This is a genomic window from Microbacterium mangrovi, from assembly GCF_000802305.1.
Lineage (GTDB): Bacteria > Actinomycetota > Actinomycetes > Actinomycetales > Microbacteriaceae > Microbacterium > Microbacterium mangrovi.
Genome location: NZ_JTDK01000015.1, coordinates 15,372 through 40,019, shown reverse-complemented (window position 1 = coordinate 40,019; position 24,648 = coordinate 15,372). Strand labels below are relative to the sequence as shown.

26 protein-coding genes are annotated in these 24,648 nt (G+C 69.4%); 16 read left to right on the top strand and 10 right to left on the bottom strand.

What is annotated here, in order from left to right:
* Nucleotides 1-75 precede the first annotated feature (75 nt).
* From LK09_RS21195 to LK09_RS15280, 6 genes are read left to right on the top strand one after another with little or no spacing between them, the layout of a single operon-like run.
* The gene (locus tag LK09_RS21195) at nt 76-1,572 is read left to right on the top strand and encodes a zinc metalloprotease (RefSeq protein WP_052226861.1); all 1,497 of its coding nucleotides are present in this window, start codon (nt 76-78) and stop codon (nt 1,570-1,572) included.
* Entirely contained in the window at nt 1,569-2,615 is a 1,047-nt protein-coding gene (locus LK09_RS21810) for a glycosyltransferase family 2 protein (RefSeq protein ID WP_197061077.1), read from the top strand. The genes LK09_RS21195 and LK09_RS21810 overlap by 4 nt, the downstream gene beginning before the upstream one ends.
* A complete protein-coding gene (locus LK09_RS15295; protein ID WP_039401369.1) occupies nt 2,612-3,577 on the top strand; it encodes a hypothetical protein in 966 nt (321 codons plus the stop codon). The genes LK09_RS21810 and LK09_RS15295 overlap by 4 nt, the downstream gene beginning before the upstream one ends.
* On the top strand, nt 3,574-5,529 hold the full coding sequence (mpaM, locus tag LK09_RS20875) for a daptide-type RiPP biosynthesis methyltransferase (protein WP_052226859.1): 1,956 nt from the start codon (nt 3,574-3,576) through the stop codon (nt 5,527-5,529). Before LK09_RS15295 ends, mpaM begins: the two co-directional genes overlap by 4 nt.
* Nucleotides 5,526-6,707, top strand: coding sequence for an iron-containing alcohol dehydrogenase (locus LK09_RS15285; RefSeq protein WP_039401367.1), 1,182 nt, complete (start codon nt 5,526-5,528; stop codon nt 6,705-6,707). Before mpaM ends, LK09_RS15285 begins: the two co-directional genes overlap by 4 nt.
* Nucleotides 6,694-7,854, top strand: coding sequence for a YcaO-like family protein (locus LK09_RS15280; protein ID WP_039401366.1), 1,161 nt, complete (start codon nt 6,694-6,696; stop codon nt 7,852-7,854). Before LK09_RS15285 ends, LK09_RS15280 begins: the two co-directional genes overlap by 14 nt.
* 6 nt (nt 7,855-7,860) lie before the next feature.
* On the opposite strand, the gene LK09_RS15275 is transcribed toward LK09_RS15280, so the two are convergent.
* Together LK09_RS15275 and LK09_RS21585 are read right to left on the bottom strand one after the other, a co-directional pair.
* Nucleotides 7,861-8,199, bottom strand: a complete 339-nt coding sequence (locus LK09_RS15275) for a hypothetical protein (protein ID WP_039401364.1) — start codon at nt 8,197-8,199, stop codon at nt 7,861-7,863.
* Nucleotides 8,196-8,699: an antibiotic biosynthesis monooxygenase family protein gene (locus LK09_RS21585; RefSeq protein ID WP_197061076.1), complete on the bottom strand. Its 504-nt coding sequence runs from the start codon at nt 8,697-8,699 to the stop codon at nt 8,196-8,198. Before LK09_RS21585 ends, LK09_RS15275 begins: the two co-directional genes overlap by 4 nt.
* A 32-nt stretch (nt 8,700-8,731) precedes the next feature.
* On the opposite strand from LK09_RS21585, the gene LK09_RS15265 reads away from it, so the two are divergent.
* From LK09_RS15265 to LK09_RS15250, 5 genes are all read left to right on the top strand, one after another.
* Nucleotides 8,732-9,154 (top strand): GIY-YIG nuclease family protein, encoded by a 423-nt coding sequence (locus LK09_RS15265; RefSeq protein ID WP_039401362.1) that lies wholly within the window; start codon nt 8,732-8,734, stop codon nt 9,152-9,154.
* A 118-nt stretch (nt 9,155-9,272) separates the two neighbouring features.
* Nucleotides 9,273-9,653, top strand: a complete 381-nt coding sequence (locus tag LK09_RS15260; RefSeq protein ID WP_231563080.1) for an SHOCT domain-containing protein — start codon at nt 9,273-9,275, stop codon at nt 9,651-9,653.
* Between the two features lie 33 nt (nt 9,654-9,686).
* Nucleotides 9,687-10,205 carry a DUF6325 family protein gene (locus tag LK09_RS15255; RefSeq protein WP_231563078.1) on the top strand — a complete coding sequence of 173 codons (519 nt, stop codon included), beginning with the start codon at nt 9,687-9,689 and terminating at the stop codon, nt 10,203-10,205.
* Nucleotides 10,206-10,207: 2 nt separating this feature from the next.
* The gene (locus LK09_RS21580; RefSeq protein ID WP_156138851.1) at nt 10,208-10,369 is read left to right on the top strand and encodes a hypothetical protein; all 162 of its coding nucleotides are present in this window, start codon (nt 10,208-10,210) and stop codon (nt 10,367-10,369) included.
* A 93-nt stretch (nt 10,370-10,462) separates the two neighbouring features.
* On the top strand, nt 10,463-12,706 hold the full coding sequence (locus LK09_RS15250) for a LuxR C-terminal-related transcriptional regulator (protein ID WP_197061074.1): 2,244 nt from the start codon (nt 10,463-10,465) through the stop codon (nt 12,704-12,706).
* Between the two features lie 12 nt (nt 12,707-12,718).
* On the opposite strand, the gene LK09_RS15245 is transcribed toward LK09_RS15250, so the two are convergent.
* Both LK09_RS15245 and LK09_RS15240 read right to left on the bottom strand, forming a co-directional pair.
* Nucleotides 12,719-13,048: a carboxymuconolactone decarboxylase family protein gene (locus tag LK09_RS15245; RefSeq protein ID WP_039401359.1), complete on the bottom strand. Its 330-nt coding sequence runs from the start codon at nt 13,046-13,048 to the stop codon at nt 12,719-12,721.
* A gap of 113 nt (nt 13,049-13,161) precedes the next feature.
* The gene (locus LK09_RS15240; RefSeq protein WP_039401356.1) at nt 13,162-14,625 is read right to left on the bottom strand and encodes a glutamate--cysteine ligase family protein; all 1,464 of its coding nucleotides are present in this window, start codon (nt 14,623-14,625) and stop codon (nt 13,162-13,164) included.
* A 175-nt stretch (nt 14,626-14,800) separates the two neighbouring features.
* Here LK09_RS15240 and LK09_RS15235 point away from each other — a divergent pair, with 175 nt between their 5' ends.
* The 4 genes from LK09_RS15235 to LK09_RS15220 all read left to right on the top strand — a co-directional run bounded on the left by LK09_RS15235 (nt 14,801) and on the right by LK09_RS15220 (nt 16,797).
* Nucleotides 14,801-15,388 carry a hypothetical protein gene (locus LK09_RS15235; RefSeq protein WP_039401354.1) on the top strand — a complete coding sequence of 196 codons (588 nt, stop codon included), beginning with the start codon at nt 14,801-14,803 and terminating at the stop codon, nt 15,386-15,388.
* Nucleotides 15,385-15,783, top strand: a complete 399-nt coding sequence (locus LK09_RS15230; RefSeq protein ID WP_156138850.1) for a hypothetical protein — start codon at nt 15,385-15,387, stop codon at nt 15,781-15,783. Before LK09_RS15235 ends, LK09_RS15230 begins: the two co-directional genes overlap by 4 nt.
* A 97-nt stretch (nt 15,784-15,880) precedes the next feature.
* Nucleotides 15,881-16,360: a nitroreductase/quinone reductase family protein gene (locus LK09_RS15225; RefSeq protein ID WP_082008306.1), complete on the top strand. Its 480-nt coding sequence runs from the start codon at nt 15,881-15,883 to the stop codon at nt 16,358-16,360.
* Between the two features lie 65 nt (nt 16,361-16,425).
* Nucleotides 16,426-16,797, top strand: coding sequence for a 4-fold beta flower protein (locus LK09_RS15220; protein ID WP_039401351.1), 372 nt, complete (start codon nt 16,426-16,428; stop codon nt 16,795-16,797).
* A 223-nt stretch (nt 16,798-17,020) separates the two neighbouring features.
* Here the strand turns inward: LK09_RS15220 and LK09_RS15215 are convergent, their stop codons facing one another.
* From LK09_RS15215 to LK09_RS15195, 5 genes are read right to left on the bottom strand one after another with little or no spacing between them, the layout of a single operon-like run.
* Nucleotides 17,021-17,875, bottom strand: a complete 855-nt coding sequence (locus tag LK09_RS15215) for a ribokinase (protein WP_039401348.1) — start codon at nt 17,873-17,875, stop codon at nt 17,021-17,023.
* Nucleotides 17,872-18,786, bottom strand: a complete 915-nt coding sequence (locus tag LK09_RS20870) for a nucleoside hydrolase (protein WP_052226856.1) — start codon at nt 18,784-18,786, stop codon at nt 17,872-17,874. Before LK09_RS20870 ends, LK09_RS15215 begins: the two co-directional genes overlap by 4 nt.
* 31 nt (nt 18,787-18,817) lie before the next feature.
* Nucleotides 18,818-19,687, bottom strand: a complete 870-nt coding sequence (locus LK09_RS15205) for a carbohydrate ABC transporter permease (RefSeq protein ID WP_052226855.1) — start codon at nt 19,685-19,687, stop codon at nt 18,818-18,820.
* 2 nt (nt 19,688-19,689) lie between these two features.
* Entirely contained in the window at nt 19,690-20,619 is a 930-nt protein-coding gene (locus LK09_RS15200; RefSeq protein WP_052226854.1) for a carbohydrate ABC transporter permease, read from the bottom strand.
* The gene (locus LK09_RS15195; protein ID WP_052226853.1) at nt 20,616-21,908 is read right to left on the bottom strand and encodes an ABC transporter substrate-binding protein; all 1,293 of its coding nucleotides are present in this window, start codon (nt 21,906-21,908) and stop codon (nt 20,616-20,618) included. The genes LK09_RS15200 and LK09_RS15195 overlap by 4 nt, the downstream gene beginning before the upstream one ends.
* A 145-nt stretch (nt 21,909-22,053) precedes the next feature.
* On the opposite strand from LK09_RS15195, the gene LK09_RS15190 reads away from it, so the two are divergent.
* Nucleotides 22,054-23,058, top strand: coding sequence for a LacI family DNA-binding transcriptional regulator (locus LK09_RS15190; RefSeq protein ID WP_039401345.1), 1,005 nt, complete (start codon nt 22,054-22,056; stop codon nt 23,056-23,058).
* A gap of 115 nt (nt 23,059-23,173) precedes the next feature.
* Here LK09_RS15190 and LK09_RS15185 read toward each other — a convergent pair whose 3' ends face one another.
* The gene (locus tag LK09_RS15185) at nt 23,174-24,601 is read right to left on the bottom strand and encodes a mannitol dehydrogenase family protein (protein ID WP_231563076.1); all 1,428 of its coding nucleotides are present in this window, start codon (nt 24,599-24,601) and stop codon (nt 23,174-23,176) included.
* Nucleotides 24,602-24,648 lie beyond the last annotated feature (47 nt).

The window sequence follows — 24,648 nt, the reverse complement described above, 5'->3', positions numbered from 1 at the left end:
GGCTGGATCGAGCGCATCGCGTTGTCCGCGCCCGACCCGCAAGGCCGAGTCATCGTCTCGACAGCGGAGGGCCCCGTGCTCCGCCTCCCCGCAGCGCTGGCACCGGTCATGCGCGCGGTGCATGCCCACCCTGAACGCGACCCGGCCGACATCGCCGCAGAGCTCGACCTCACCGTCCCGCAAGTTCAGGCGGTCCTGGACCGTGTGGCCGCGGCGCCCTCGGTCGTCACGCCCCGGCGCCCTGCCCGCGTGCAGTTCCGCCCGCCGTTGACCGTCCAGTTCACCCTCATCGATCCGTCACGGCTGATCCGCCCGGATGGTGCGATCGCGCGCGCGGTGCGTGCGCGCGCCTTCTGGATCGGCCTGGTGGTCGTCAACGTGCTCGCCGCAGGCATCGCCGCCGCACTGATCACGGTCCCCGCGGGCCCGCTGTCCGAGCGACCGACGCCGTCCGCGTACGGATGGCTGCTCGCGGGGTTCCTCGGGTCGATGTTCGTCCACGAAGCAGCCCATGCCGTCACGCTCATCACCCACGGAGGCCGGACGCACCGGATGGGCTTCATGTTCTTCTATCTGGCACCCGCATTCTTCTGCGACGTTCGAGACAGCTGGTCGATCCCGCCGCGGGCGCGCGTGAAGGTGGCCGTTGCCGGGGTGATGGCGCAGGGCGTCATCTCCGCCGCCTGCGGTGCGGCATCCTTCGTGACGCCGCCGGACGCCGCCGCGGTGCTGGCGACGCTCGCTGTGCTCAACATCCTCTACTGGCTCCTCAACCTCATTCCCTTCGTCAAGCTCGACGGCTACGTCGCGCTGGCGGGGTACCTCGACCGTCCCTACCTGCGCGATCACGCGATCGGCGCGTTCCGCGAAGCGGTCGACTCAGCCCTCGGCATGCGCCCCCGAGCAGCGGCGCGACCCACCGCAGGATGGGTGCTGTTCGGCGCGGCTTCGCTGCTCTTCCCCGTCGTTCTCGTCATCGGCTTCGCGTTGTCCGTGAGGTCCGTCCTCGCGTCCCTGGGGACGACCGCGCTCTGGGTCGAGTTGATTCTCCTCGGGGGTCTTCTTCTCTGGGCGCTGCTGAAGATCGTGCGACACATCGGGCGTCGATGGCGGGATGCCGGCTCCCGGATTCGGCTGCTCGCCGCATGGAGCCTGACCGTTGCGGTCACCGTGGCCGCGGCGACCCTCATCCCCATTCCGCAGCTGCGAACGGGAGGGGTGTTCACAATGGACGGAGTCACCCGGATCGGTCTGCTCTCACCGCCTCCCCCCGGCGACCCGAGCGGCCGCGGAGTCGTCGTCCGGCAGGCGGGGATCATCCCGGGTCCCCGGATCGGCAGCGGGACGATCTCCGATGGCTTCCGCGCATGCCGGATTCCGCTGAACGCTGTCGTCTTCGTCAGAGCCGGCGGATTGTCATTGCCCGGCCGGTGCGCGGAGGTCTCGGAGGGTGGCCGGCTGCACGACGCCCTGAGATCAGAGCCCTACGGGGTGGCGAGCGGAATCGTGACGTTTCCCGCACGCACGACCGTCCAATACCTCGCAGACCTCTGGCGGACGGCCACATCATGAACGCGCATCGCCCTCGTTTCTCGGTGGTCTGCCCCACCTACCGGAGCGGACCCGGGCTGGCAGCGACGATCACCAGCGTCCTCAGCCAGACCGACGGCGATCTCGAACTGCTCATCGGCGACGACGGGTCGGACGACGGCACGCTCGCGCTCGCCTCCTCGTTCGCGGCGACGGACGAGCGCGTGCGCGTTCACCGCTTCGCGCACAGCGACGACCCGGGAGAGGTCCGCGCACGGCTCGTCGAACGCGCATGCGGCGACATCATCGCGTACATCGACCACGACGATCTCTTCCACCCCGAGCACCTCGCACAGCTCGGCGGTGCGATCAGCGTCACGCGCCCCTTCGTCGCCGCGGGAGCGGTGTATCGAGCGGAAGATCCGGATGCGGCGCCCATCGAGCGGACCGGCGAACTCTGGTCGCGCGAGATCGCCGTGGTGGACCCGGTGGCAGAGCCCTCGCGGATCGCACATCGGCGCAACATCCTCGAGGTCGCCAGCTGGCGTCGATCGGGTGGAGCGCTCGAAGACTGGGATCTGTGGTGGCGGCTCGCGACGCGGCGCGTGCCGTTCGCCGTGCTGGACGACGTCAGCGTCACAGTCCGGCTGAGTCCCGGCTCGCGCCGGAACCGACTGCGACACCGCCCGACGGTGGTGGTGGGGCACGCCGGGCGGGATGCCGACCCGGCGGAGCTTCTGGCCGCTTTGAGGCGCACCCATCTGGCCGCGTACGAGCGGGATCTCGCCCGCTGGCACCGTCAGCGCGGCCGACGCACGTCTTCGGTGCCGGCCGATCCCCACACCCCTCATCCGCCCCCGTCGTGGTTCGTGCCGTGCGCGATGCCGGGCGGGCCGCACGGATGGCTCCTCGGATACTTCGCCCCCGTGGTGGATCGGGCGCACGCCGCCGCCATCGCGGGCGTCATGCGTCGTCGCTTCCCGGGGCTCCTCGACGCCACCGCCGACGCCATCCGAGCGGTTCCCGGAACCGTCCGCGCAGACATGATCACCACGCCTCAGCCGTCAGAAGGGACCAGCCGATGAACGACGATGCAGACCACACGATGGCGGTCCAGGCGCCCCCTGGTGCCGCGGGTGCCGCGGCCGAGCGGCTCCGGATCTGGCTGGAGGGAGAACGGGCCGACCCGAGTGCCGTCGATGTCTTCGTCGAGCCCGACGCGCCGATCGACGCCGTGAAGCAGCTGCCTGCGGGCGACGTCGGCTGGGTGTTCGCCGAGCAGGGGCAGGCGGAGGCGCTGGCCGGCACGGGCACCAGGGTCGTCCCGTACACCGGACGACTCGACCTGCTCGGCGGGGAGGTGGCCCTCGCTGCCGACGTGCTCGTCCAGACCGAGAGCTACGCGACCGCGGCCTACGTTGCGATCTCGGTACCGACGGCCTTCAGCGTCGCCGACGAAGTCGATCTGTCGGCGCTTCGCATCGATGCGGAAGTCGCCCTCACCGAAGGGCGTTTTCCGGACCACCTCACGACCCCCATTGTGACCGTGGTCGACGAACGCGCCCTGTTGGTGCCGATCCTCCCCCCGCTCCCCCACGTCGCGCGGCTCCTCGTCCGTGCCGACGGGGAGGTGCTGGACGGTCCGCTCGGCGCGCAGACCGGGCCGGACCTCGGGCGGGCCGCCCCTCAGCGGGCCGGCCGTGACGCCGTTTCACTGGCGCGGTTCCTCGGAGCAGCCAAGGTCATCCGGGCGTTGCGGTCCCGGTTCGGTACCGAGGTCGAGATCGCAGACTTCGGTCCCCAGCGACGCATCCCTGCCCGCGAGCGCGACGATTCCGTGTTCGTCGCGTCGGCGGCTGGTCAGGCGTACGTCGTCGATCTCGCGACGCGGCGCGTGAGCCGCGTCCCGTCCCCGATCGCCGAGCTCGTCGAGCACATGTTCAGTACCTCCCGCGGGGCCGGGTTCGACGCGTCGGAGCGATCCGTGCTCGAAAGGCTCGGCCTGCAGCGATACGACGTCCCCGCGCCGATCGGTGCGGCGGAATGACCGGCGCAGCCCCCACCGCTTTGTACAGCGGGCGCGGTGCAGAACTGTACGACCGGATCGTCGCGGGGGACCGAGCCGAGCTGCGCGAGATCCTGCGGCGCATCGACCGCCGAAACCTGAGCGTGCTGGAGCTCGCCTGCGGGTCGGGACGCATCACACTGCCCCTTCTCGCGAGAGGCGCGGAGGTCACCGCGGTCGATCTCTCAGAGGATCTCCTCGCCCGTCTGCGGATGCGGGCCGGTCGCAATCCACGACTTCACGCGATCCAGGGCGACATCCTCTGCTGGGAGACCGATCGCCGCTTCGACAGGGTGGTCCTCGGAACCACGTCGATCAGCCTGTTCGATTCGTCCGAACGGCGCCGGCTGATGACGCGCGTCCGGCGGTGGCTGTCTCCCTCCGGTGAGCTGCTGCTCACCCTGCGCGTGCCGCGTGATCGATCGAACAACCGGCACGAGGTCGAGCCGGGGCTGCAGCTGCGCGAGGTGTACGACCCCGAACGACGGACCCTCACTGCGACGCTGGCGCACACCGCTCCCGACGGCAGCGTCGCTGAATACTCGGTGACCACGCACCTTCTGGAGCTCGACGAGCTGCGGGACGAACTCGCCGCCGGCGGTCTGGAAGTCGTCGACGAGACCGGCATCCCGCCGGCCCCCGGTGCCGCCCCCGTCGGCGACCACCGGCTGCTGACTGCCCGCCGCGCGCCGCGTCCCGCGTCGTTCGAGTTCTTCCGCCCACCGTCTGCCTGGGGCGGCGTCGAAGCGGTCGCCGCCCGAGGGACGACGGTCACATTCCGAGACGGCTCCGAGGCGATCTGCGCGATCAGCGGCATCTGGAACGCCTCCCTCGGCTACGGGAACGAACGCATCGCGCACGCGGTGCACCGGGCGAATCTCGATGCATCGGCCCTTCCTCTCTTCCGGCGCGGCAGCAGTTACGCCCGTGAAGCTGCCGCGCGCCTGCGGGCGTGGGCCGGATCCGACCGCTTCGCAGCCGTGTTCTTCTCCACCTCGGGAAGCGCGGCGCTCGACGCTGCCGTGAAGCTGAGCCGGCAGGTGGGCAAACTGGCGCACGGCCCGGCGCGACGCCGCGTCGTCAGCCTGGTCGGCAGCTATCACGGGATCACGAGCTCATCGATGGCGCTCAGCGGCGTGTACCTGTTCCAGGACGTCTACGACGCGGACGAGAGATGGCACATCAAGATCCCGCAGGACGATCCGCGCGCACTGGATGTCGTCATGCAGCGCCACGGCGACCAGATCGCCGCCGTCGTCGTCGAGCCCGTGCTCGGCTCGGGGGCACACCCCCTTCCCGGGGCCATGCTGGAGGCGCTGCAGCGGCACCGCGCGCAGCACGGATTCCTGCTCGTCGCAGACGAGGTCGCAACCGGCTTCTACCGGACGGGAACGCGGTTCGCGAGCGACAGCTGGACGCCCGGTCCCGACATCCTCATCACGAGCAAGGCCCTCACGAACGGCACCTGCGCCGCCTCCGCGCTGCTCGTCTCACCCGACGCTCTCGCCGTGCTGGACGATGCCGATGCGGTCTTCTGGCACGGGGAGACGCAAGCGGGGTCGCCGCAGTCGTGCGCAGCCATCCTCGCGACGATCGCGGAGTTCGAACGCCTCGACATCGCCTCGACGGTCCACGCGCTGTCTGACGCACTCGCAGCCGGCATCGGGGCGATCGCAGACAGTTCTGGTCGGCTGTCGACGACCGGATGCGGGGCGATGCGCGCCCTGCGGATCCGACACGAGGACGGCCGCGACCTCTCTACGGACGAGGTGCTCGACCTCGTGACCAGATGCCGCATCGCCGGCGTCGTCGTTCAGCCCTCGCCGTCCGCGATCCAATTCATGCCCGCTCTGACGATGCCCCTGGAGGTGCTCGAGGAGGCGATCGGCCGCGTGTCCCTGTGCGTCTCCGAGTTCCTCGCGGAGCCCGCATGATCCCTTCGACGCCGGTGGCACGCGGGCCGGCGCCGGCCCAGCTGGTCGGGACGGGAGCGGTCCGGGCGGCGATCGCTTCCCTCGGGATCTCGCATCCGGTGGTCTTCGTCGATGCGAACACCACCTCTGCTGCGGATACGGTGCTCGGCGGCTGCCCCGCCCTCTCACCCGCGGACCGCATCGTCGTCGACGCCCCGATCGGATGGACCCAGATCGAGTCGTTTGCACGGATCGTCCGCGACGCAGCGCCGGACGCGCTGCTGGCCATCGGCGGAGGCAACACGATGGATGCCGCGAAGCTGTCCGGCTGGTGCGCAGCCGCGGATCGGACGACAGGTGCGCTGCGGGCGCGGTCGCAGCTCGGCGGCCTGCTGTTCGCCGGACGCGCGGACGATCTGCTGCCGCTCGTCTGCGCCCCGACCACCGTGGGGACGGGAGCAGAGGTGTCATCGGTCGCTTGCACCGAGGTGAGACTCGGGGATGACTCGTTCAAATGCCTCGTCGGGTTCGAGCAGTCCACGGTTCGAGCGGCGGCGTATGATCCGCGGCTCCTGGACGTGCCGCGCCGGCTGCTGACGGCGGGCATCGCCGAGGCGTGGATCAGGGTGCTCGGCGCGTTCGTCGGGGCTTCGTCGAGCATCCCCGGTTCGGACCAGGAGGCCATTGCACTGATTGGTCGGCTGGCGTCGATCGCCGAAAGGACACACGGAGGCGACGACCCGGATCAGCGTGTCGTCGCGGATGTCGCTCTCGCAAGCGCGGCCACGCACACCGGCTGGGCTCTGCGCGGGCGCGGCCTGGCCCCGTCGCCGCTGTGGTTCATCGCCAACGAGCTGTCGATGATGGCGTCCGTCTCCAAGATGGAAGCGACGCAAGCCCTCCTCCCGGGATGGCTGCGAAGCGTGTCCACGGGTGATTCCGCCTGGGGTGCAGCGCCCCGTGTGCATCAGGCGCTGGAGGCCTCGGGCTGCGACCGCGGCAGCGACCTCGCCGCACGCATCCGCGCGCTCGTGGGTGCTCCGCGAATCACCTTCGATGCACGGCGCCTCGCCGACCGCGTCGTTGCCCGGTTCGGAGGCGGCCGGCCCCTTCCCCGGGCACTGACGAGGACCGTGATCGCGCGGATGGTCGCCCCGTCCGCGGATGACGAGAAGGGAGGATCCGATGCTGCGGATTGACGTCGCCGCCACGCTGGCCCGCCGCACGGGGGTCGTCCGCGAAGTGCGGGTCATCCCGCCGGACGGCGTGGAACGCGCGCTGTGGACGGTCGCCTGCGACGTCGGCATCGGAGATCGACGATGCGATGACTCGCCGCTCGACATCACATGGGTCGGCGCAGCCGGACTCCGCCGTGCCGGGACGATGGTGCGCGCCGCGGGCGAGAGCATCGAGCGCTGCGCACTCTCGATCGCGGGGGCCGGGCTCGGCGGCGGTGATCTCCCCTGGGCGCCGCGGGGGTCGTCGTGGGCGCCCGATGCAGAATCCGGCACCGTGCACACGTATCGGGCGCTCACGGTCACCGGAGGGGCCGGCCGCCCGACCCGCGTCCCGGCGGCCGCCGTGGACTACCCGCCGTTCGCCGAGTCCACCAATGTGGACCCTGGGCCGTCCGGAACAGCATCCGGCATCGGACGGGCGATGGCACTCCGATCCGCCGCGAAAGAGACGATCGAACGGGATGCCGCGATGCGCGCCTGGTATCGACCGGACCGGGCACTCCGACTGCCGGCCGATTTCTCGCGACTCGCACCTCCGGAAGTGGTCCGCGTCGTTGAATGGATGCGGGAAGCGGGGGTCGAGGTCCGCTGCTTCGCGCTCGACGCCGCCGGCGACGCACCCGTCGTCCTCGCGCTGGCGGTCGATCACGAGCGGGGCGTGGTCGGCGCGGGCCTCGGCCTGGAGTCCTTGACATCCCTCTCGGTCGTGCGTGCCGTTCAGGAATCCCTCCAGATCCGGACGCTGCTGCTCGATCTCACCACGGTGAGCCGCCCCGCCCGGCTTTCGGGGCCCGTCGAACGGGAGATCGACCGGGCGAGGTACTGGTCCGGTCCGGCAGCGATCCCGGCGGCGCTCCGATGGGTCGAGCAGACGAAGTCAGATGCTCGCGAGCTGCCGCACAAACCGGCGATCACCGACTGGACGGCGCTTCTGGACACCTATACCGCCGTGGAACTGACCCGGCGCCTTCCCGCTCGAGCCCGCGAACTCGGTTGGTCGGTGGTGCGCCTGTTCTGCCCGTCGATGCAGCCGCTGCGGATGTCAGAGGCGCTCGCGTGGAATGCCCTGGCTCCGGTGGGCTCCCCGACACCGCACCCGTTCGTGTGAGCGCGATCAAGCCCGCGTGCGCTCCGTGCCGCTCCCGCTCGGATGGGTGATCTCGAGCGACGTGCGAGTGCGGGAGTCATTGCGGCACCAGTAGCCGTTCGGCACGGGAACGCGGCTCCCTTCGGGGCAGAACAGCGCCGTGAAGTGGTCGCGCGCGAACAGCGTGACCCTTCCGCCGACGACCCGCAGGATCGTGCCCGGAACCGTCTCCGAGTACGCGACGATGCCGCCCGGCGCGATCACGATGATCTCGCCGGAGGACTGGCGATCGAATGTCTGGAAGCGACGGACCCCGACATCGGCCCACGGCGTGTCGACCGTCCAGTACGCCGGTTCGAGCGTCATCGCGAACCCTCCGTGAACACTCGCACGTGGTCTTCCGGCTCCTGCTGCAAGACCCGGAGGACCCGCGCGACCGAGATGCGATAGCTCTCGAAGAACGAAGACCGCCCCGCCGCCATCGCCTCCCGATGCAGCGGGTGGGCGACCCACCGGCTGTGCGCCTCATCGTCCTCGAACTCGACGATGGCGCAGTTCTCGCCGTCCTCGGCACGGAACCGCTTGAACGACACGAATCCGGGCACCTCGCGGGCGGCCTCCAACAGGCGCCGCTCGAGGTCCGCGTACTCCGCTCCGGCGTCGGACCGGGTGCGCTGTCGAAACACCGTGATGATCATCGAAAGTTCTCCTCCACTCCCCGGCTCCCCCTCGTTCTGCGGCGGCGGAAGCCTCTGTACTTCTACCGGCCGCACGGCCGCCCCACCGCCGAAAATGCCCTCTTCGAGTGCGCGATGGCCGAAATTGAGTAGTCCTCGCGAAAATCCGTGCAGGTCGAAAGATGGCACCCCTTCGAAGCAGTCTTCTAATATGGACATCGATGTCCCGGCTCATCATCGAACTGTCCGGCCCGTGCACGCTCTGCGGCGGCACGAGCGGCATCCGCGGTGCGCAGGGTCTCGAATGCGCGGTGTGCGGCTGGCGGGTCGGCGATGCGCCCGACTTCGAGCTGCCGCTCCCCCGCGTCGACGTCGTCTACTACCTGAGGTACCAGGACCGCATCAAGATCGGCACGTCCCGCAATCCCCGACAGCGGCTCGCGGCCATCTGGCACGACGAGCTGCTCGCGTTCGAACGCGGCGGCCGTGCGGTCGAACAGGCCCGGCACCGGCAGTTCGCCGATCTGCGCGAGGGCGGCGAATGGTTCACGGCCGCGCCCGAGCTGCTCGCCCACATCGCCACCCTCGCCCACGCCGACCCCTGGCACGCGTACGCGCGCTGGATCGCCGAGTCCCTCCGGTAGGGAACGTCAGGCGAATCATGCGATTCGTGTGATGCGGCCCCGCCCGGGGCCTCGATAGCGTCCGAAGCGACAGTGGGCGCCCACCCGTCGGCGTCCCGGTTTGATGAAAGGTACGACATTGTCCTTCTGGGATTTCTTGGTGTGGCTGTTCTGGGTCTACATCCTGTTCGCATGCATCTGGATCTTCATCACGATCATCATCGATGTGTTCCGCGACCACACGCTGGGCGGCTGGGCCAAGGCGCTCTGGGTGATCTTCCTCATCGTGTTCCCCTTCCTCGCCGCGATCATCTACCTGATCGCCCGCGGCCGCTCCATGTCGGAGCGCAACGCCGCCCGCATGCGCGACGCGCAGCAGGCGGATGCCGCCTACATCCGCGACGTCGCCGGCGGCGGATCGTCGCCCGCCGCGGAGATCGAGAAGGCTCAGCAGCTGCTCACCGCGGGCAGCATCACGCAGGCCGAATTCGACGCGATCAAGGCCAAGGCCCTCGCCTGACCCGCGGTCGCCGGATCGACGCAAGGAGCAAGCATGACTGACACGAACATCGACGCCGACGACGTTCTCGTCACGGCGGAGGACGTCGCGGCGGCGGAGGTCGAGGCCGTCCAGGCTCTCGCCGCCGACGCGGCGCTCGGCCCGATCGACTACATCGTCGTCGAGTTCCCCGCCGGTGAGAGCCGGCTGACCGGGGAGGCCGCCGCCGAACTGGTCGCCCTCTCGGCCGCCGGGACGATCCGGGTGCTGGACCTCGTCATCGTCCACAAGGGCGAAGACGGCTCCATCGAGGTGGACGAGTTCGAAGACCACGACGATCTCGGCATCCTGGGTGAGCTCGAGGCCGGACTGGCCGAGGTCCTCGCCGAGCAGGACCTCCTCGACATCTCCGCCGCTATGGAACCGGGCAGCAGTGCCGCGGTGCTGGTGTGGGAGAACACGTGGGCGGCGCCCTTCGCCGTCGCTGTCCGCCGCAACGGCGGCCAGCTGATCGCCTCGGGCCGCATCCCGACGCAGGCGATCATCGCCTCGATGTCGAACGAAGGAGAGTGACGATGCCCATGAGGATCGGACGCGTCGGGCGGGTCGGCATGATCGGCGCCCCCGTCGCACGCACGGCCGCTGTCGTCGGCACGGCCAAGGTGGTCTCCAACGGCGTGGACCGGCGGCAGGACCGTCGCCAGGACCGTCGCGACGACCGTCACGACCGGCGCTGACAGACCGCGACGGCACGGCCGCGCGCATCGTTCGACGATGCGCGCGGCCGTTCGGTTTCGGCCCGGTCGCCGCAGCCCGATAGGATGCCGACCGTGTCGGAGGCCACTCGAGCGTCCACTCTGGGGGAACGCGATCTGCAGGCGCTGCTGCTGGAAAGCAAGACGCAGGTGCCTTCGTGGCGCCCGGATGCCGTCAGCAGACGCCGCCTGATCGACCGCGCCCGGACGAGCGGCGCCCGCGTCGCCTGCGTCACGGCTCCGGCCGGCTATGGCAAGTCGACGCTGCTCGCGGAATGGGCGGCATCCGAGGGTCGCAGCGTCGCCTGGGTGTCGCTGGAGCGCACCGACGACGACCCGGCCGCGCTGCTGCCGGCGATCGCCGCGGCCTGTTCGCCGTTCTCCCCCGTCGTGGCGTCCGTGGCCGCCGACATGCGCGGCGCGGGTGACGGAGCCCTCGGACGCTCCGCGCCCCTGCTCGCCGCGGCGCTGGCATCCACCTCGACGGACTTCGTGCTGTTCATCGACGACCTGCACTTGGCGGGCTCGACCGCCTGCCAGGACGCGCTGGAGGTGATCCTCGCCCGCGTCCCCGCCGGCTCGCAGGTGGTCCTCGCCGGACGCCGGGAGCCCTCGCTCGTCGCGCGGCTGCGGACCGAAGGCGCCGCGTGGGAGGTCACCGCCGACGACCTGTCGCTGGACGCCGCCGCGGCACGTCGCGTGTTCGAGACCGCCGGCGCGCCGCCGGTCGCAGCAGACGACCTCGCCCGGATCGTCAGCCGCTGCGAAGGCTGGCCGACGGGCCTCTTCCTGTGCGCGCTGGTGGCGCGGGCGGGCGGGGATGCCACCGCCGTCACGGGCGACGAGCGGTACCTGGCGGACTACCTGTACCGGGAGTGCCTCTCCCGGCTTCCCGAGAACACCCAGGCCTTCCTCCGCCGCAGCTCCGTCCTCGATCAGTTCTCGCCGGATGCCTGCAACGCCGTGCTGCAGATCGGCGACGCCCGGGCGCAGCTTCGCGAGATCGAGGCGGCGAACCTCTTCCTGGTGCCGATGGACCGGAACCGCACGTGGTTCCGCTTCCACGCTCTGTTCCGGGAGTTCCTCCTCACCGAGCTGGAGCGCTCCGAAGGCGCCGAGGCCGCCGCCGACCTGCATCGTCGGGCGGCGACCTGGCACGAGGAGCAGGGCGCCCCGGCGATCGCCGTGGAGCACCTCCTGCAGGCGCGCGAGACCGAACGCGCCGCCGCCCTGGTCGCCGACCTCGGACTCGAGATGTACGGGCAGGGACAGGTGACGACCGTCCGCCGCTGGTTGGAGGAGCTCGGCGACGACGTGCTGCTGGCCAACCCCGCCCTGGTGGTCTCGATGACCTGGATCGCCGTGCTGCTCGGAGACGTGCGGCTCGGTGAGAAGTGGGCCGCCCTGCTCGACGCCATCGAGGCGAGCGCGCTGCCGGCCGACCATCGGGTGCCGTTCTCGTCGGCGCGCGCGATGGTCCGTGCAGCGATGTGCCCCGAGGGGTACCGGGCGGTCGTGGCGGATGCCGCCTACGCCCTCGAGCACGAGCCGGCATCGAGCCCGTGGCGCGACCAGGCTCTCCACCTGTGGGGATCGGCGCTGCAGCTCGACGGCGACCTCGCGGCATCCCGCCCGGTGTTCGAAGAGGCCGTCGAGGTCGCCTCGGCGATGCGCAATCCCGACACCGTCATCCTGAGCGAACCGGAGCTCGCCCTCCTCGCCATCGACGACGGACAGTGGGGCCGGGCCGCGCTTCACGCGCAGCGCGGCGTCGATGCGATCGTCGCGAGCCATATGGAGGGGTATCCGACCACCGCCCTGGCCCTGGCCGTCGCCGCCCGGGTCGCTGTGCACTCCGGCGACCGGGAACAGGGCGAACGGCTGCTGGCCCGGGGCATGCGGGCACGGGTGGGATGCACGCATCTGCTCCCCTACCTCGCCGTCCGCGCCCGCATCCAGCTGGCGAAGGCCCACGTCGCCCTCGGCGACCGTTCGGCCGCGTTCCACCTGCTCGCCGAATGCGACGAGCTGCAGCGCAAGCGCCCGGGCCTCGGCGCCGCCGGCCGGCAGCTCGAGGAGTTCCGTGGGGCGCTCTCCGCGGAACCCGCCACCGCCGGGACCGTCCCGCTGACGCCGGCCGAGCTGCGGCTTCTTCCCTATCTCCAGACGCACCTGACGATCGCCGAGATCGGGCGCCGCCTGTTCGTGTCGCGCAACACCGTCAGCTCCCAGCTCAGCTCGATCTACCGCAAACTGGCGGTCACCACCCGGGGCGCCGCCGTCGAGCGCGCCATCGCTCTGGGACTGCTGGGCGGGTAGTCACAGGGCGCCTCATCGACCATCGTCGGACACGCACAGCTCCTCCGCGTACCCGAGGGCCGCGGCGATCCGCGGCGCCGCCGCGACGGCGCGCGGCATCCCGACGACCGGGACGACCCCGTCGAGCACCGCAATGACCTCGTCCGGCCGCACGCCCACCCCCGTCGCGGCGTCGACGGCGCCGCGCACGGATGCCTCCGGCGCCGAGACGGCGACGAGGGCGCCCACGGTGATCAGAGCCCGCGTCCGGGCATCCAGCCGCTCCGTCCAGAGACTCCCGGACTCGTCCGCGAGCGCCGGGTCGCCGATGCAGAACCGCCGCAGCAGGTCCGATCCGTCCACGTCACTCTCCCGCCCTGGCCCGATCGACGCCCGTGCGCCGGTCGCCTCACACTCAACCGGGGACCGCTCCGGCGCGCATCCCACAGATCGCATGAACCCGGCAGAGGGCCGGGTCAGCTCCAGGTGTGCACCGGTTCGTTCGAGTGCATCGCCTCGCGGTACTCGAGCAGTGTCGCCCGGAGTGCGTCGAAGCGCTCCATTCCGCCGCGACGGTGCATCCGCTCGGAGAACCAGCCCGCACCGGTGACGCCGGTGAGGCACCGCCCCTCGATGACGCCGAGCAGGCGATCGCCCACCTCCGGCGCGACGCCCCAGGATCGAAGCCCCTCGTGCGCCATCGGCAGCAGCCGGCGCAGCACGAGCTCCGTCACCGGCACCTGGCCGACGCTCGGCCAGTACAGCTGCGCGTCGATGCCGTCGCGCGCGGCGGTGTGGAAGTTCTCGTCGGCGGCCCGGAACGACAGCTGCGACCACAGTGGCCGGTCGTTCTCGGCGATCGCCCGGACGAGCCCGAAGTAGAACGCGGCGTTGGCCATCATGTCCACGACGGTGGGCCCCGCAGGCAGCAGCCGGTTCTCGACCCGCAGGTGCGGCGTGCCGCCGGCGACGTCGTAGATCGGGCGATTCCACCGGTAGATCGTGCCGTTGTGCAGGCGCAGCTCGGCGAGGGCCGGGATGCCGCCCTCGTCGAGCACCCGCATCGGATCGTCGTCGTGGACGATCGGCAGCAGGGCCGGGAAGTACCGCACGTTCTCCTCGAAGAGGTCGAAGACGGAGGTGATCCACCGCTCCCCGAACCAGACCCGCGGGCGCACGCCCTGCGCCTTCAGCTCTTCGCTTCGGGTGTCGGTCGCCTGTTCGAACAGCGGGACCCGCGTCTCGCGCCACAGCTCGCGGCCGAGCAGATACGGCGAGTTCGCGGCGAGCGCCACCTGCACGCCCGCGATCGCCTGGGACGCGTTCCAGTAGGGGGCGAAGGAGTCGGGCGATGTCTGCACGTGCAGCTGCATGCTGGTGCACGCCGCCTCGGGCAGGATCGACTCGGACGTGGTGGCGAGCCGCTCGGCGCCGGCGATCGAGATCGCGATGTCCTCGCCGCGCGCATTGAGGATCTGCTCGCTCAGCAGCCGGTAGCGCGGATTGGCACTGATGCTGTCGGGTCGCAGGTGCCGCTCGTCGAGCGTCGGCAGGATGCCGATCGTCACCAGGTGCGCGCCGATCGCCGACGAGCGCTCTTCGGCATGGTTGAGGCTGCGCCGGAGTCCGTCCTCGAACGTGGTGAGCCCGCCTTCGCGCAGACGAGCGGGCGGCACATTGATCTCGATGTTGAACTGGCCGAGCTCGGTCTGGAAGGCGGCATCCGCGATCGCTTCCAGCGCGTCGGCGTTGCGCATCGCCGGATCGCCGGTCTCGTCGATGAGGTTCAGCTCGACTTCGAGGCCGGTGAGCGGATCGTCGGTGTCGAACTGCGCCTCGCGCAGCATCCGCGCGAACACGTCGAGGTTGCGCCGGACCTTCTCGCGGTGCCGCGTCCGATCCGCGCGGGTGAACTCCTGTGCCGGGACATCCTCCCCCATGACCGCACTCTAACCGCCACGAGCCGACGGAGCCACGGGGAACGGCGCGGTTCGGGTTTCTCGACCCCCGGGATTGCACGCATACAAGGCTCTTGCACCAAGTCGACTGTCGTGATGGGATGGATCCCATGCAGTCCTGGCGCAACAAGTCCATCCGTCTCGAAGGAGGAGAGGAATGACACGTTCGACCACGATGCGCTCGATCATGCGACGCCTGCGACTGCGAGGAGGCGGCGACCGGACGCGTGCGCGACTGATCGCCGCAGGGGCGTTGAGTCTCGCCCTCGTCGCCGGCGGCACGACGACGGCGTCCGCCGCCGGCGATGTGAGTCCCGAGCGGGTCGTCCGCCAGAGCACGACCTACAAGGTGGTCAACATCAGCCGCAGCTATCACGTCCGCGGCACACAGGAAATCGGGCGCTGCGGGGTGGGTTCGAACGGGACCACCTGCTCCATCACCAAGACCCGGGGTGCAACCCGGTCGATCCAGTCGTCGTTCGGCCTCACCCGCGGTGCCGTCGCGGCGGGCCTGAGCATCACCTCGGCTGCCAGCGTCCAGGTCAGCGTCGGCTGCTCTCGGAAGATCAACCGGAATCAGGTGCTCGTCGCGTACCCGATCGGCACGAAGTACCGCTATCGCATCCGGAAGACCGTCAGCACGTTCACCGGCATCCGAACCAGCAAGCACACGTCGTACAGCCGGTACCTGACGGCGTTCAGCCCGGGAGGTGCCTCCATCTACTGCGTCGTGAAGTCGAGGTGAACATGCAGGCGCGCAAACGGATGGCGGCCGCGGTGGCGGTGATCGCTTCGCTCGGGCTGGCACTCGTGGGGTGCTCAGGCAACGGCGAACCCTCTCCGACAAAGCCCCCGTCATCGTCACCGACCAGACCTGCATCGGCATTCGTGGGGAAGTCGCTGCAGGACGCATTCGCCCATTCGCCCGGCAGCGTCACGTCCATGGACGCCGTCAAGGAGCTCGGCCTCCGGCCCGCTTCACCCGCACCGGCGTCGCGTACCACCGTGATCGCCGCCTGCTACTACAACGACACCCAGGTGAACGTCGTCGTGATTCCGAGCACGAGCGTCACGGAGAAGATCCGGGATGACGCCCGGCGCGGGAAGTACGACTCCCTTCTCACCGACTGTCGGAAGTGACCTCGCACGGCGAAGGCCGACGAATCCCCCACATCGCCGGTCTTCGCCGTCCTGGCGGCATCCTCCCCGAGTAGTGTGGCGCCTGACGGGAGGTCGCATGAGTTTCACGACACCGGACGGCACGTACGGCATCACGCTGAAGCCGAACCGCGTGATGCGGTGGTTCCTCGCGCGCCAGGTGCGCGGCATCCGTCGCGGCAAGAAGAAGATGATGGGGTTCGACGCCCTCGTCCTCATCACCCGCGGACGCAAGAGCGGCAAGGTCTACGAGACCCCGATCGCGTACTGGTCGCAGCCCGACGGAACCTGGACCGTCTGCGCGTCCGCGGCGGGTGCGGCGAAGAACCCGGCCTGGTACCGCAATCTTGCTGCCCACCCCGAGTCGGCGCGGATCATCATCGCCGGCGAAGAGATCGCCGTGTCCGCGGAAGAACTGCACGGGGCGGCCCGCGACGCGGCCTGGACTCAGATCATCACGGAAGCTCCGAGCTTCGGCGACTACCCGAAGAAGACCGACCGGCTGCTTCCCGTCATCCGCTTCACGCGGCTCCCGGATCCGAGCCTGACGGGCAACTGAGACGAGCGGGGGATGCCCCGCGTCCAAACCGCCCGCGAGGGACGAACGGTCGCTACGATCGGGCCATGGAAGCCATCTACGATCCGTCGGGCGAGGTGGTCGCCTGGCTGGATCCGCCGGACTTCGTCCTCGGACTGGACGGCGCGGTCCTCGGATGGCTCAACCACGGCGCAGTGATCGATCGCACCGGGCGGCAGGTCGGGTCCTTCGCCCACGGTCATTTCCGCGATCCCGACGGGGCCGTCGTCGCGTGGATGAAGGGTGCGACCGGCCCGAGCCCGACGAAACCCATCCGCACGGTGAAACCCGCCAAGCCCGTCCGGCACATGCGTCCCGGCCGCCCCGCCCGGCACGGCCGCTTCATCACGTCGGCACCCGTGCCCGTCTGGTCCTACCTCTCGATCGAGGAGTTCCTCTCCCCCGACGGCGGAGGCTGACGGATCGATGCCGGCGGGCATCCGATCGCCGGCCGAGAACAGCAGGATGGCCGAGAACAGGCTGTTCCACCTGGAATCCGCCGGTTCTCGGCCATCAGCCTGCAGCCGGCCGGCCCCCACACCCCGCACCGCCGGATGGTTCCGCTGTCCTGAACGGTACGAATCGCTGCGAAACAGGACAGCGGAACACAGTAACCGCGCGGGTGGCGACGAAGCCGTCTCGTCAGGCCGAGCTTCGGACTCGGGGGAGGTATGACTCGAGCGGCCTGAGGGCGGGTTGCGACTGCTGCTGCTCAACCGCCGACGCCCCGACTGCGCACGCCCGGTGAAGCGCGTCCGGCAGATTGTCCCCCCGGATGATTCCGAGGGTCAGTGCCGCAGCGAACGCGTCGCCGGCGCCGACCGTGCTGACGAGGCCGCGGGCCTCGACGCGGGCGCGCGCCACTTCGACGCCCTCGCGGAGGAGTACCGCGCCTCGATCTCCCAGAGTCACTGCGGTCATGCGCGCCGTTTCAAGCTCGGGATGCGCCGCGTACTCGGTTTCGTTGACGATGAACAGATCTCCTCGTTCCCGGAGTTGTGCGGATATGGCGCCGGCAGGCGAGACGTTGATGGCGACGAAGCCGTCCGTTGCGGCGACGATCGACTCGACGACCGTCACGGGGATCTCCAGTTGGGCCAGCACCGCGGTGTGGGGATCGACCCGCAACGCGGATGCGTCGATGTGAAGGTTGGCGCCCGGGCACACGACGATGGAGTTCTCTCCGTTGTCATCGACCACGATCAGCGCTGATCCTGTCGGGGCTCCGACTCGCTGCACCGATGCCGTGTCGACGTCCGAGGCCGCGAGGTTCGCGAGCTGGGCGTTCCCGTCCGGGTCGTCGCCGACCGCGCCGACCATGCGGACACGCGCTCCGAGTCGCGCGGACGCGACCGCCTGGTTGGCGCCTTTGCCCCCTGATAGCCGAGTCAGCCTTCCATCCGCCACCGTCTCACCCGGACCGGGCGCGCGCGACACGCACGCCGTCAAGTCGACGTTGATGGCGCCGGCGACCGTAAGGAGGGGTCGATCGCTCATGCCGATCTCCCGGCGGCGGTCTCGGCATCCGAACCCGAACCCGCGACGATCCCGTCGACGATGGCGAGGGCCGTCGCCGGGGCATCCAGTCCGACCGTGATCCGCGTGCGCCCGTCCTGGCCGGGCAGAAAACGGCTGACCCCGTCCTCATCGCCGCCGTCGATCGCCACGACACCGTACTCCGAGAATCGGAACATGCGGGGCCTGGTGAGCGTCAGAACCGTGACCGGGTCATGGGGCACGTTCCATTCCTCGTTCCAGAACCTCCACCACTGCTCGATCTCGGATTGCACGATCCGACCCAATCGGCCGGACTCCGCGATCCGCGTCAGCTCGGCACTTCCGATGTGGATCTGCCGGGTGACCTCGAGCCCGGTGACGGTCGTCGGGATGCCGGCGGCGAACACGATTCGCGCGGCGGCTGCGTCGCTGCGGAAATTGTGTTCCGGCTCTTCACTGGTGAATGCGCCGCCCATGACCCAGAGATGACGAAGAGAACCAGCGAATGAGGGGTGTGCAGCGATCGCCCGGGCGACATTGGTGAGAGGGCCGATCGCGATCAGATCGATCTCGCCAGGTGCCGACAGGACGGTGTCGACGAGGAACTGCACCGCGTCGTCCGATTCGTAGTGTTCGTCGTCCAGGTCCGCGTGGAGGACGCCTTCGTGGCCGGCCCACCAGACCTCTCGCCCCGAGAGCGTGGCGCTCTCACCCGCGTGGATCGGTACGCTCCGTCCGGCCGTTGCGAGCACACGCGCGGTCAGCTGGGCCCGCAGGCGCGTATCGCCGTACACGGTGGTCACCCCGACAAGTTCGATCTCGGGGCTTCCGAGGATCAGAGCGAGTGCCATGAGGTCGTCGACGTCGGTGCCGATGTCGGTGTCGAGGAGAACACGGTGGAGTGGAGACACAGCGGTGCCGTCCTTTCTGGACAAGAGAGGCCTACTTGAGCCCCGTCGTGCTGACGGACTGGATGAAGTAGCGCTGGAAGCCGAGGATGATCGCGAGCGGGATGAGGACGAGGATCATCGATGCGGCGAACAGGACGCCGTAGTCGACGTGGAACTGCCCCTGCATGTTGGCGAGGGCGACGGGCCCGAGAATGTGCGTGTTGTCGGTTCCCATGAGCAGCGGCCACACGTACGCCTGCCACTGGAAGAGGAAGAGCATCAAGCCCGCGCCGATCAGAGCGGGCCGCGACAAAGGCACGTAGATGCGCGTGAAGATCCCCCACCAGCCGAGACCGTCGAGTCGTCCGGCCTCGACGAGTTCTTCCGGGATCGCGAGGAAGAACGTGCGCAGCAGGAAGATGGCCATGCCGTTCCCGATGCCCGGGAGGATGAGGCCGAGGAACGTGTTCTGCAGGTGCCAGTCGCGGAACATGGCGGCCAACGGGATCGCGATCGCGTCGAACGGGATCAGGAACGACAGGATGACGACGGAGAACAGCACCCCTCGTCCGCGGAAGCGGAACGCCGACAGCCCGTAGGCCGCCGTCGCACAGACGGCGAGGCCCGCGACCACCGTGACGACACTCACGAAGAGAGAGTTGAGGATCGCCCGCCAAAGGTCGGTCTGCAGCAGCGCCGCATAGTTCTGCAGGCTCGGAGTCAGAGTGAAGAACGTCTGCCAGGACAGCGGATTCAAGTACGTGAACGTCTCGGCACCGGGCCGGAGCGAGCTGATGAACGTCCACCACAACGGGACGAGGAAGGCGATCCCGACGGAGACCGCGAGGAGGGTCGTCCAGATGGTGACGACGGTTCGTCGTGTGAACCGACGACGCCCTGCAGGCAGTGCGGTCGTGGCCATCATCAGTCCTCCGCCCTCAAGAGCCGGAACTGCAGTGCCACGATCGCCACGGTGATGACCACCAGGATCACGACCTCGGCCTGTGCCTTGTTGATGTCCCCGAACGTGTAGGCCCGGGTGTAGAGGTCGTACATCAGGAGATTGGTCGATCCGTTCGGGCCACCCTTGGTGAGGATCTGCACGGGCGCGAACACGAGGAAGTTCGAGACGGTGTCCGCGACGAGCACGAAGGCGAGAGGACGGCGCAGGAGGGGGAGGGTGATCGACCACAGCTGACGCCAGCCGGATGCCCCGTCGATCGAAGCCGCCTCGTAGTACGAGGCGGGGATGTCGTTGAGCCCGGCGATCAGGAACATCATCCAGTAGCCCACGCCGATCCACGAGAGAAGGATCATGATCGAGAGGAGCGCTTGACTCTGAGACGTCAGGAACGGCTGCGGCGGGATGCCGAACACCGCGAGGAATGAGTTCGCGAGGCCGTCCGGCCGGTAGATCACGCTCCAGACGACGGCCGACACTGCGGGCGGCACGGCGATGGGCAGGATCACCATCGATCGCCAGAATCGTGACCCGGCCGCGCGCTTCGTGAAGAGGATGGCGAGGAGCACGGCTGCGGCGATCTGCAGCGGGTTGATCACAAGTGCGAACAGCAGGGTCACGCCGATCGCATTCTGAAAGTCCGGATTCGCGAACAGCTCGAAGTAGTTTCCGAGGCCGACGAACGACGTCCCGCCGAGCAGTGTGGTGCGTGACAGGCTGTCGACGAGTGCGACGGCAGCGGGCGCCAGGCGGAGCACCACCAGAGCGAGCAACGCCGGAAGGAGGAACAGCAGGGCGATGCTGCCGGGCCCAGGGCGATGACGTCCGCGTCGCGGCGCCCGGGCGCGGGGCCGACTCGTCGTCGTCCCCGCACCCTTGACGGTCATGGTCATTTCAGCTGGCTCCAGGCATCCTTGATCTGCTGCTGGGCCTGCTCGAGCCGGGACGCGACATCGGCACCGTTCCGGATGTCGCCGAACGCCTTGTTGATGAGCGACTCGAACTGCACGTAGCCGACCGACACGGGACGAGCGACGGCCGTGTGCGAGATCTCGTACGTGATGAGGTTGGCGACACCCTTGCTGTGGGCGCCGCCCATGGCCTCGAGCTTCGGAAGATACTGCGCAGCGGCCTCGGTGTTCGCGGGAATGATCGTGGTCGCTTCGGTGGTCGCGAGGCTGCCGGCCGGATCGAGCGCTGCGAACTCGATGAACTCCTTCGCCGCGGCCTGGTTCTTCGAGGCGGTGTTGACACCCCAAGACCACGATCCGGTCGGCGTCACCTTGCTGCCGCCTTCGAAATACGGCTGCGGCGCGATGCCCCAGTCGAACTTGGCGTTGGCCGCGAAGTTTCCGACATCCCACGGCCCGCCGACGAAGAAGGCCGTCTTCTTGTCCGTGAAGACGGCGCTGGTCTGGAACCCGCCGACGCCCCGAGGCGACAGCCCCGACGCGAAGGTATTGCCGTACCACTGCATGGCCTTGTTCCAGCCCGGGTTCGTGACATCGACATCCAACATGTCCTTGCCCGAGATGCCCGAACCTCCCCCGACCGATTCCACGAGGGGCTGCAGCTGGTAGTACGCCTCGACCTGCTCGAGAAGAAGACCGGAGGCCGCGCCCGCGGTCATCGCCTTCTTGCCGGCCGCTGCCGTCTGCTCCCACGTCCAGCGCTGTGCCGGATCCGCAGAGGGTGCTGCGACGCCTGCCTTGTCGAGCATGTCCTTGTTGTAGAACATCATCTGGGTGGAGTTCCAGATCGACAGCGCATACATCTTGTCGTTGTAGATGTTGATCTTGTACTGCGCATCGGACGTCGCCGCCTTGGCCTTGTCCTTCAGATCGCTCAGGTCGACGAGGAAGCCCTGCGCGGCCATCTGGGCGAGGTTCGGCTGGTCGACGGCGAACACGTCGATCGTGTCGTCCTTGGCGGACAGACGCTGCTGCAGCGTGGTCGAGTACTGGTCGAACGGAACCTGCGTGTATTTGATCGTGATGTCCGGATGCTTCTTCTCGAATGCCGAGATCACCGGCGCGAAGGTCTTCGGATCCTCCGGGCCGAGGAACTGGACCGTGCCCGACGCTTTCGTGGATGTCGCGGAGCTTCCATCCGGGCTGGAGCAGCCGGAGAGCAGGAGTGCGACCGCCGCCACTCCGGTGACGAGCCCGAGTGCTCGCTTCATCTGTTTCTCCTTCGAATCAGTGCATCTATGCGGTTAGACGATGCGGTTAGATGAACCATAACCCGCCACGCGATCGGAATCAAGCGGAAGTTCCGGGGAGACTGCTGATAGCCTGAGCCCGGATCTAAGCGGTTAGGAGGCGACGGTGGCAACTGCCCGAGAGGTCGCGGCGCGCGCCGGCACGTCAACGGCAGTGGTGAGCTACGTGTTCAACGACGGGCCCCGCAACGTCGCCCCGGAAACCCGCGAAAAGGTCCTCCGAGCCGCAGCCGAGCTGAACTACCACCCCAACGCGCTCGCACGCGCCCTGAGTTTCGGCAAGACCCGCTCGATCGGACTCATCGTCCCGGACATCGCGAATCGCTTCTTCGGTGAACTCGCCCGCGCACTCGAAGAGGCTGCCGCCGCACGGGGGAACCTGCTTCTGATCGGGGACTCCGGACTGAACCCGGAGCGCGAGCAGTCCCATGTCGCGGCGTTCGTCCAGCGGCGCGTGGACTCCGTCGTCCTCGTCTCTCTCGCCGACGACCCGGACGTCGCCCCCTTCGCGGAAGCCGCGATCCCGGTCATCGCTCTGCACCCGCTCGCGGCGCGCGAGGGCGTTTCGACGATCTCCATCGACTATAAGGCCGCGGCCGGCGCGGCCACTCGGCACCTCCTGGACCACGGCTACCGGACGATCGCCATGTTCAACGGCCCGAGCGATTCCGCCGGTTCGCGACAGCACCGGGAAGGCTTCGAACTGGCGCTCAGCGAACACCCCGAAGTCGCCGCGACGATCTACAACAGCCAGATCTCGCGTGCCCACTCAGCCCAGGTTGCGCTGGACATCCTCGCGCGCCCGGACCGCCCCCGAGCGGTCTATTGCTCGACGGATGAGCAGGCGTACGGCGTCCTCTTCGCCTGCCACCGCCTCGGTTTGCGTGTTCCCGACGACGTCGCCGTGACCGGCTTCGACGGCACCGAACACTCTGCGTATTCGTATCCCCCGCTCACCACCATCCGACAACCGATCCCGGAAATCGCGGAGCGCGTGGTGCACCTCCTCACCGGCGACGCGGCGAATCTGCCGGTGTACGAGACGGCAGCCTTCGATCTGGTGGTTCGCGAGTCGTGCGGACAGCACGACGAAAGCCCCGCGGCACCCTGACTGTTCCGCTGTCCTGAACGGCACGAATCGCTGCGAAACAGGACAGCGGGAGCGCGCGGCGCGGGAGCGCGCGGCGCGGGAGCGCGCGGCGCGGGAGCGCGGCGAGCGGCCGGCGTCAGCCCCCGACGAGGTCGGTGAGCACCGCGCGGGGGCCGCGCTCGCGGAGGGCGGCGCGGGCGGCGACGAATGCCGACCGCAGGCGGGCGTCCTGACCGAGGCCGCCGAAGAGGTCCAGGTCGAGGAACGACCCCGGGTCGGCCGCCTCGGCGACGGCAGCGGCCCGCAGCTCGGCGAGGCGCCGATCCACCGGCGGCACCGCGGGGGGCGCTGCGGGATCGAGGCAGATGCTCCAGGCCGCGAGCACCAGCACGGCGCGGCGGATGTCGCCTCCGGCGGCGAGCTGTGCGCGGATGACCGGGAGGAGGAACTTGGGGATGCGGTCGGAGGCATCTACGATCTGCCGGGCGAGGGTGTCGCGCACCGCGGCGCTGCCGAAGCGCTCCAGCAGCTGGTCGCGGTACCGCTCCAGATCGATCCCGGGCACCGGGGGCAGCGTCGGGATCGCCTCGCGCGTCATGTAGTCGCGCACGAATGCGCCGAGCTGCGGATCACCGCACGCCTCGTCGACGGTGGTGAGGCCGGCGAGGATGCCGACGTGGCTCATCACCTGGTGCGAGGCGTTCAGCATCCGCAGCTTCATCAGCTCGTACGGCACGACGTCCGGCACGAGCTGGACGCCGACGTCTTCCAGCGGCGGTCGGCCGGCGGTGAAGGCGTCCTCCAGCACCCACTGCGCGAACGATTCGGAACGCACCGGCCAGCGGTCGCGGATGCCGAACGCTGCCTCGATCTCGGCGCGGACGGCGTCGGTCGTGGCGGGCGTGATGCGATCGACCATCGAGTTCGGGAACGCGACCTCGCGGTCGATCCAGGCGGCGAGGCCCGGGTCGAGGCGGGCGGCGAAGCCGACGACGGCGACCTTCGCGATCTGGCCGTTGCCGGGGATGTTGTCGCACGACATGACCGTGAACGGAACCGTTCCGGCGGCGCGACGCTCGGCGAGCGCGCGCACCAGGAATCCGAGCACGCTGCGCCGCGGGGCATCCGGGGCGTCGAGGTCGGCGAGGGTCGCGGCATCCGTCGGGGCGAACTCACCGGTGGCGTCCGACACCTCGTAGCCGCCCTCGGTGATCGTCAGCGAGACGATCCGCGTGGACGGCGACGCGAGCTGCCGCGAGACAGCCTCCGGATCGTCCGGGGCGAAGAGGTAGGTGACGATCGATCCGATCGTCTGCGCCTCCTCCGTCGCGTCGGGCGCGACGGTGACGAGCGTGTACGAGCCGTCCTGCGCGGCGAGCGCGTCGCGCATCGCGGCATCCTCCGGGCGCACGCCCACACCGCAGATCCCCCACTCGGTGCCGCCGGCGCGCAGCAGGCGGTCGAGGTACATCGCCTCGTGGGCGCGGTGGAAACCGCCGACGCCGAAGTGCACGATCGCCGGAGCGACGGCTGCGCGATCGTAGGGGACGGTGAACTCGGTCACGACGATTCCAATCGGGGATCGGGAAGAGGAAATGCGTCGCCCGCGGG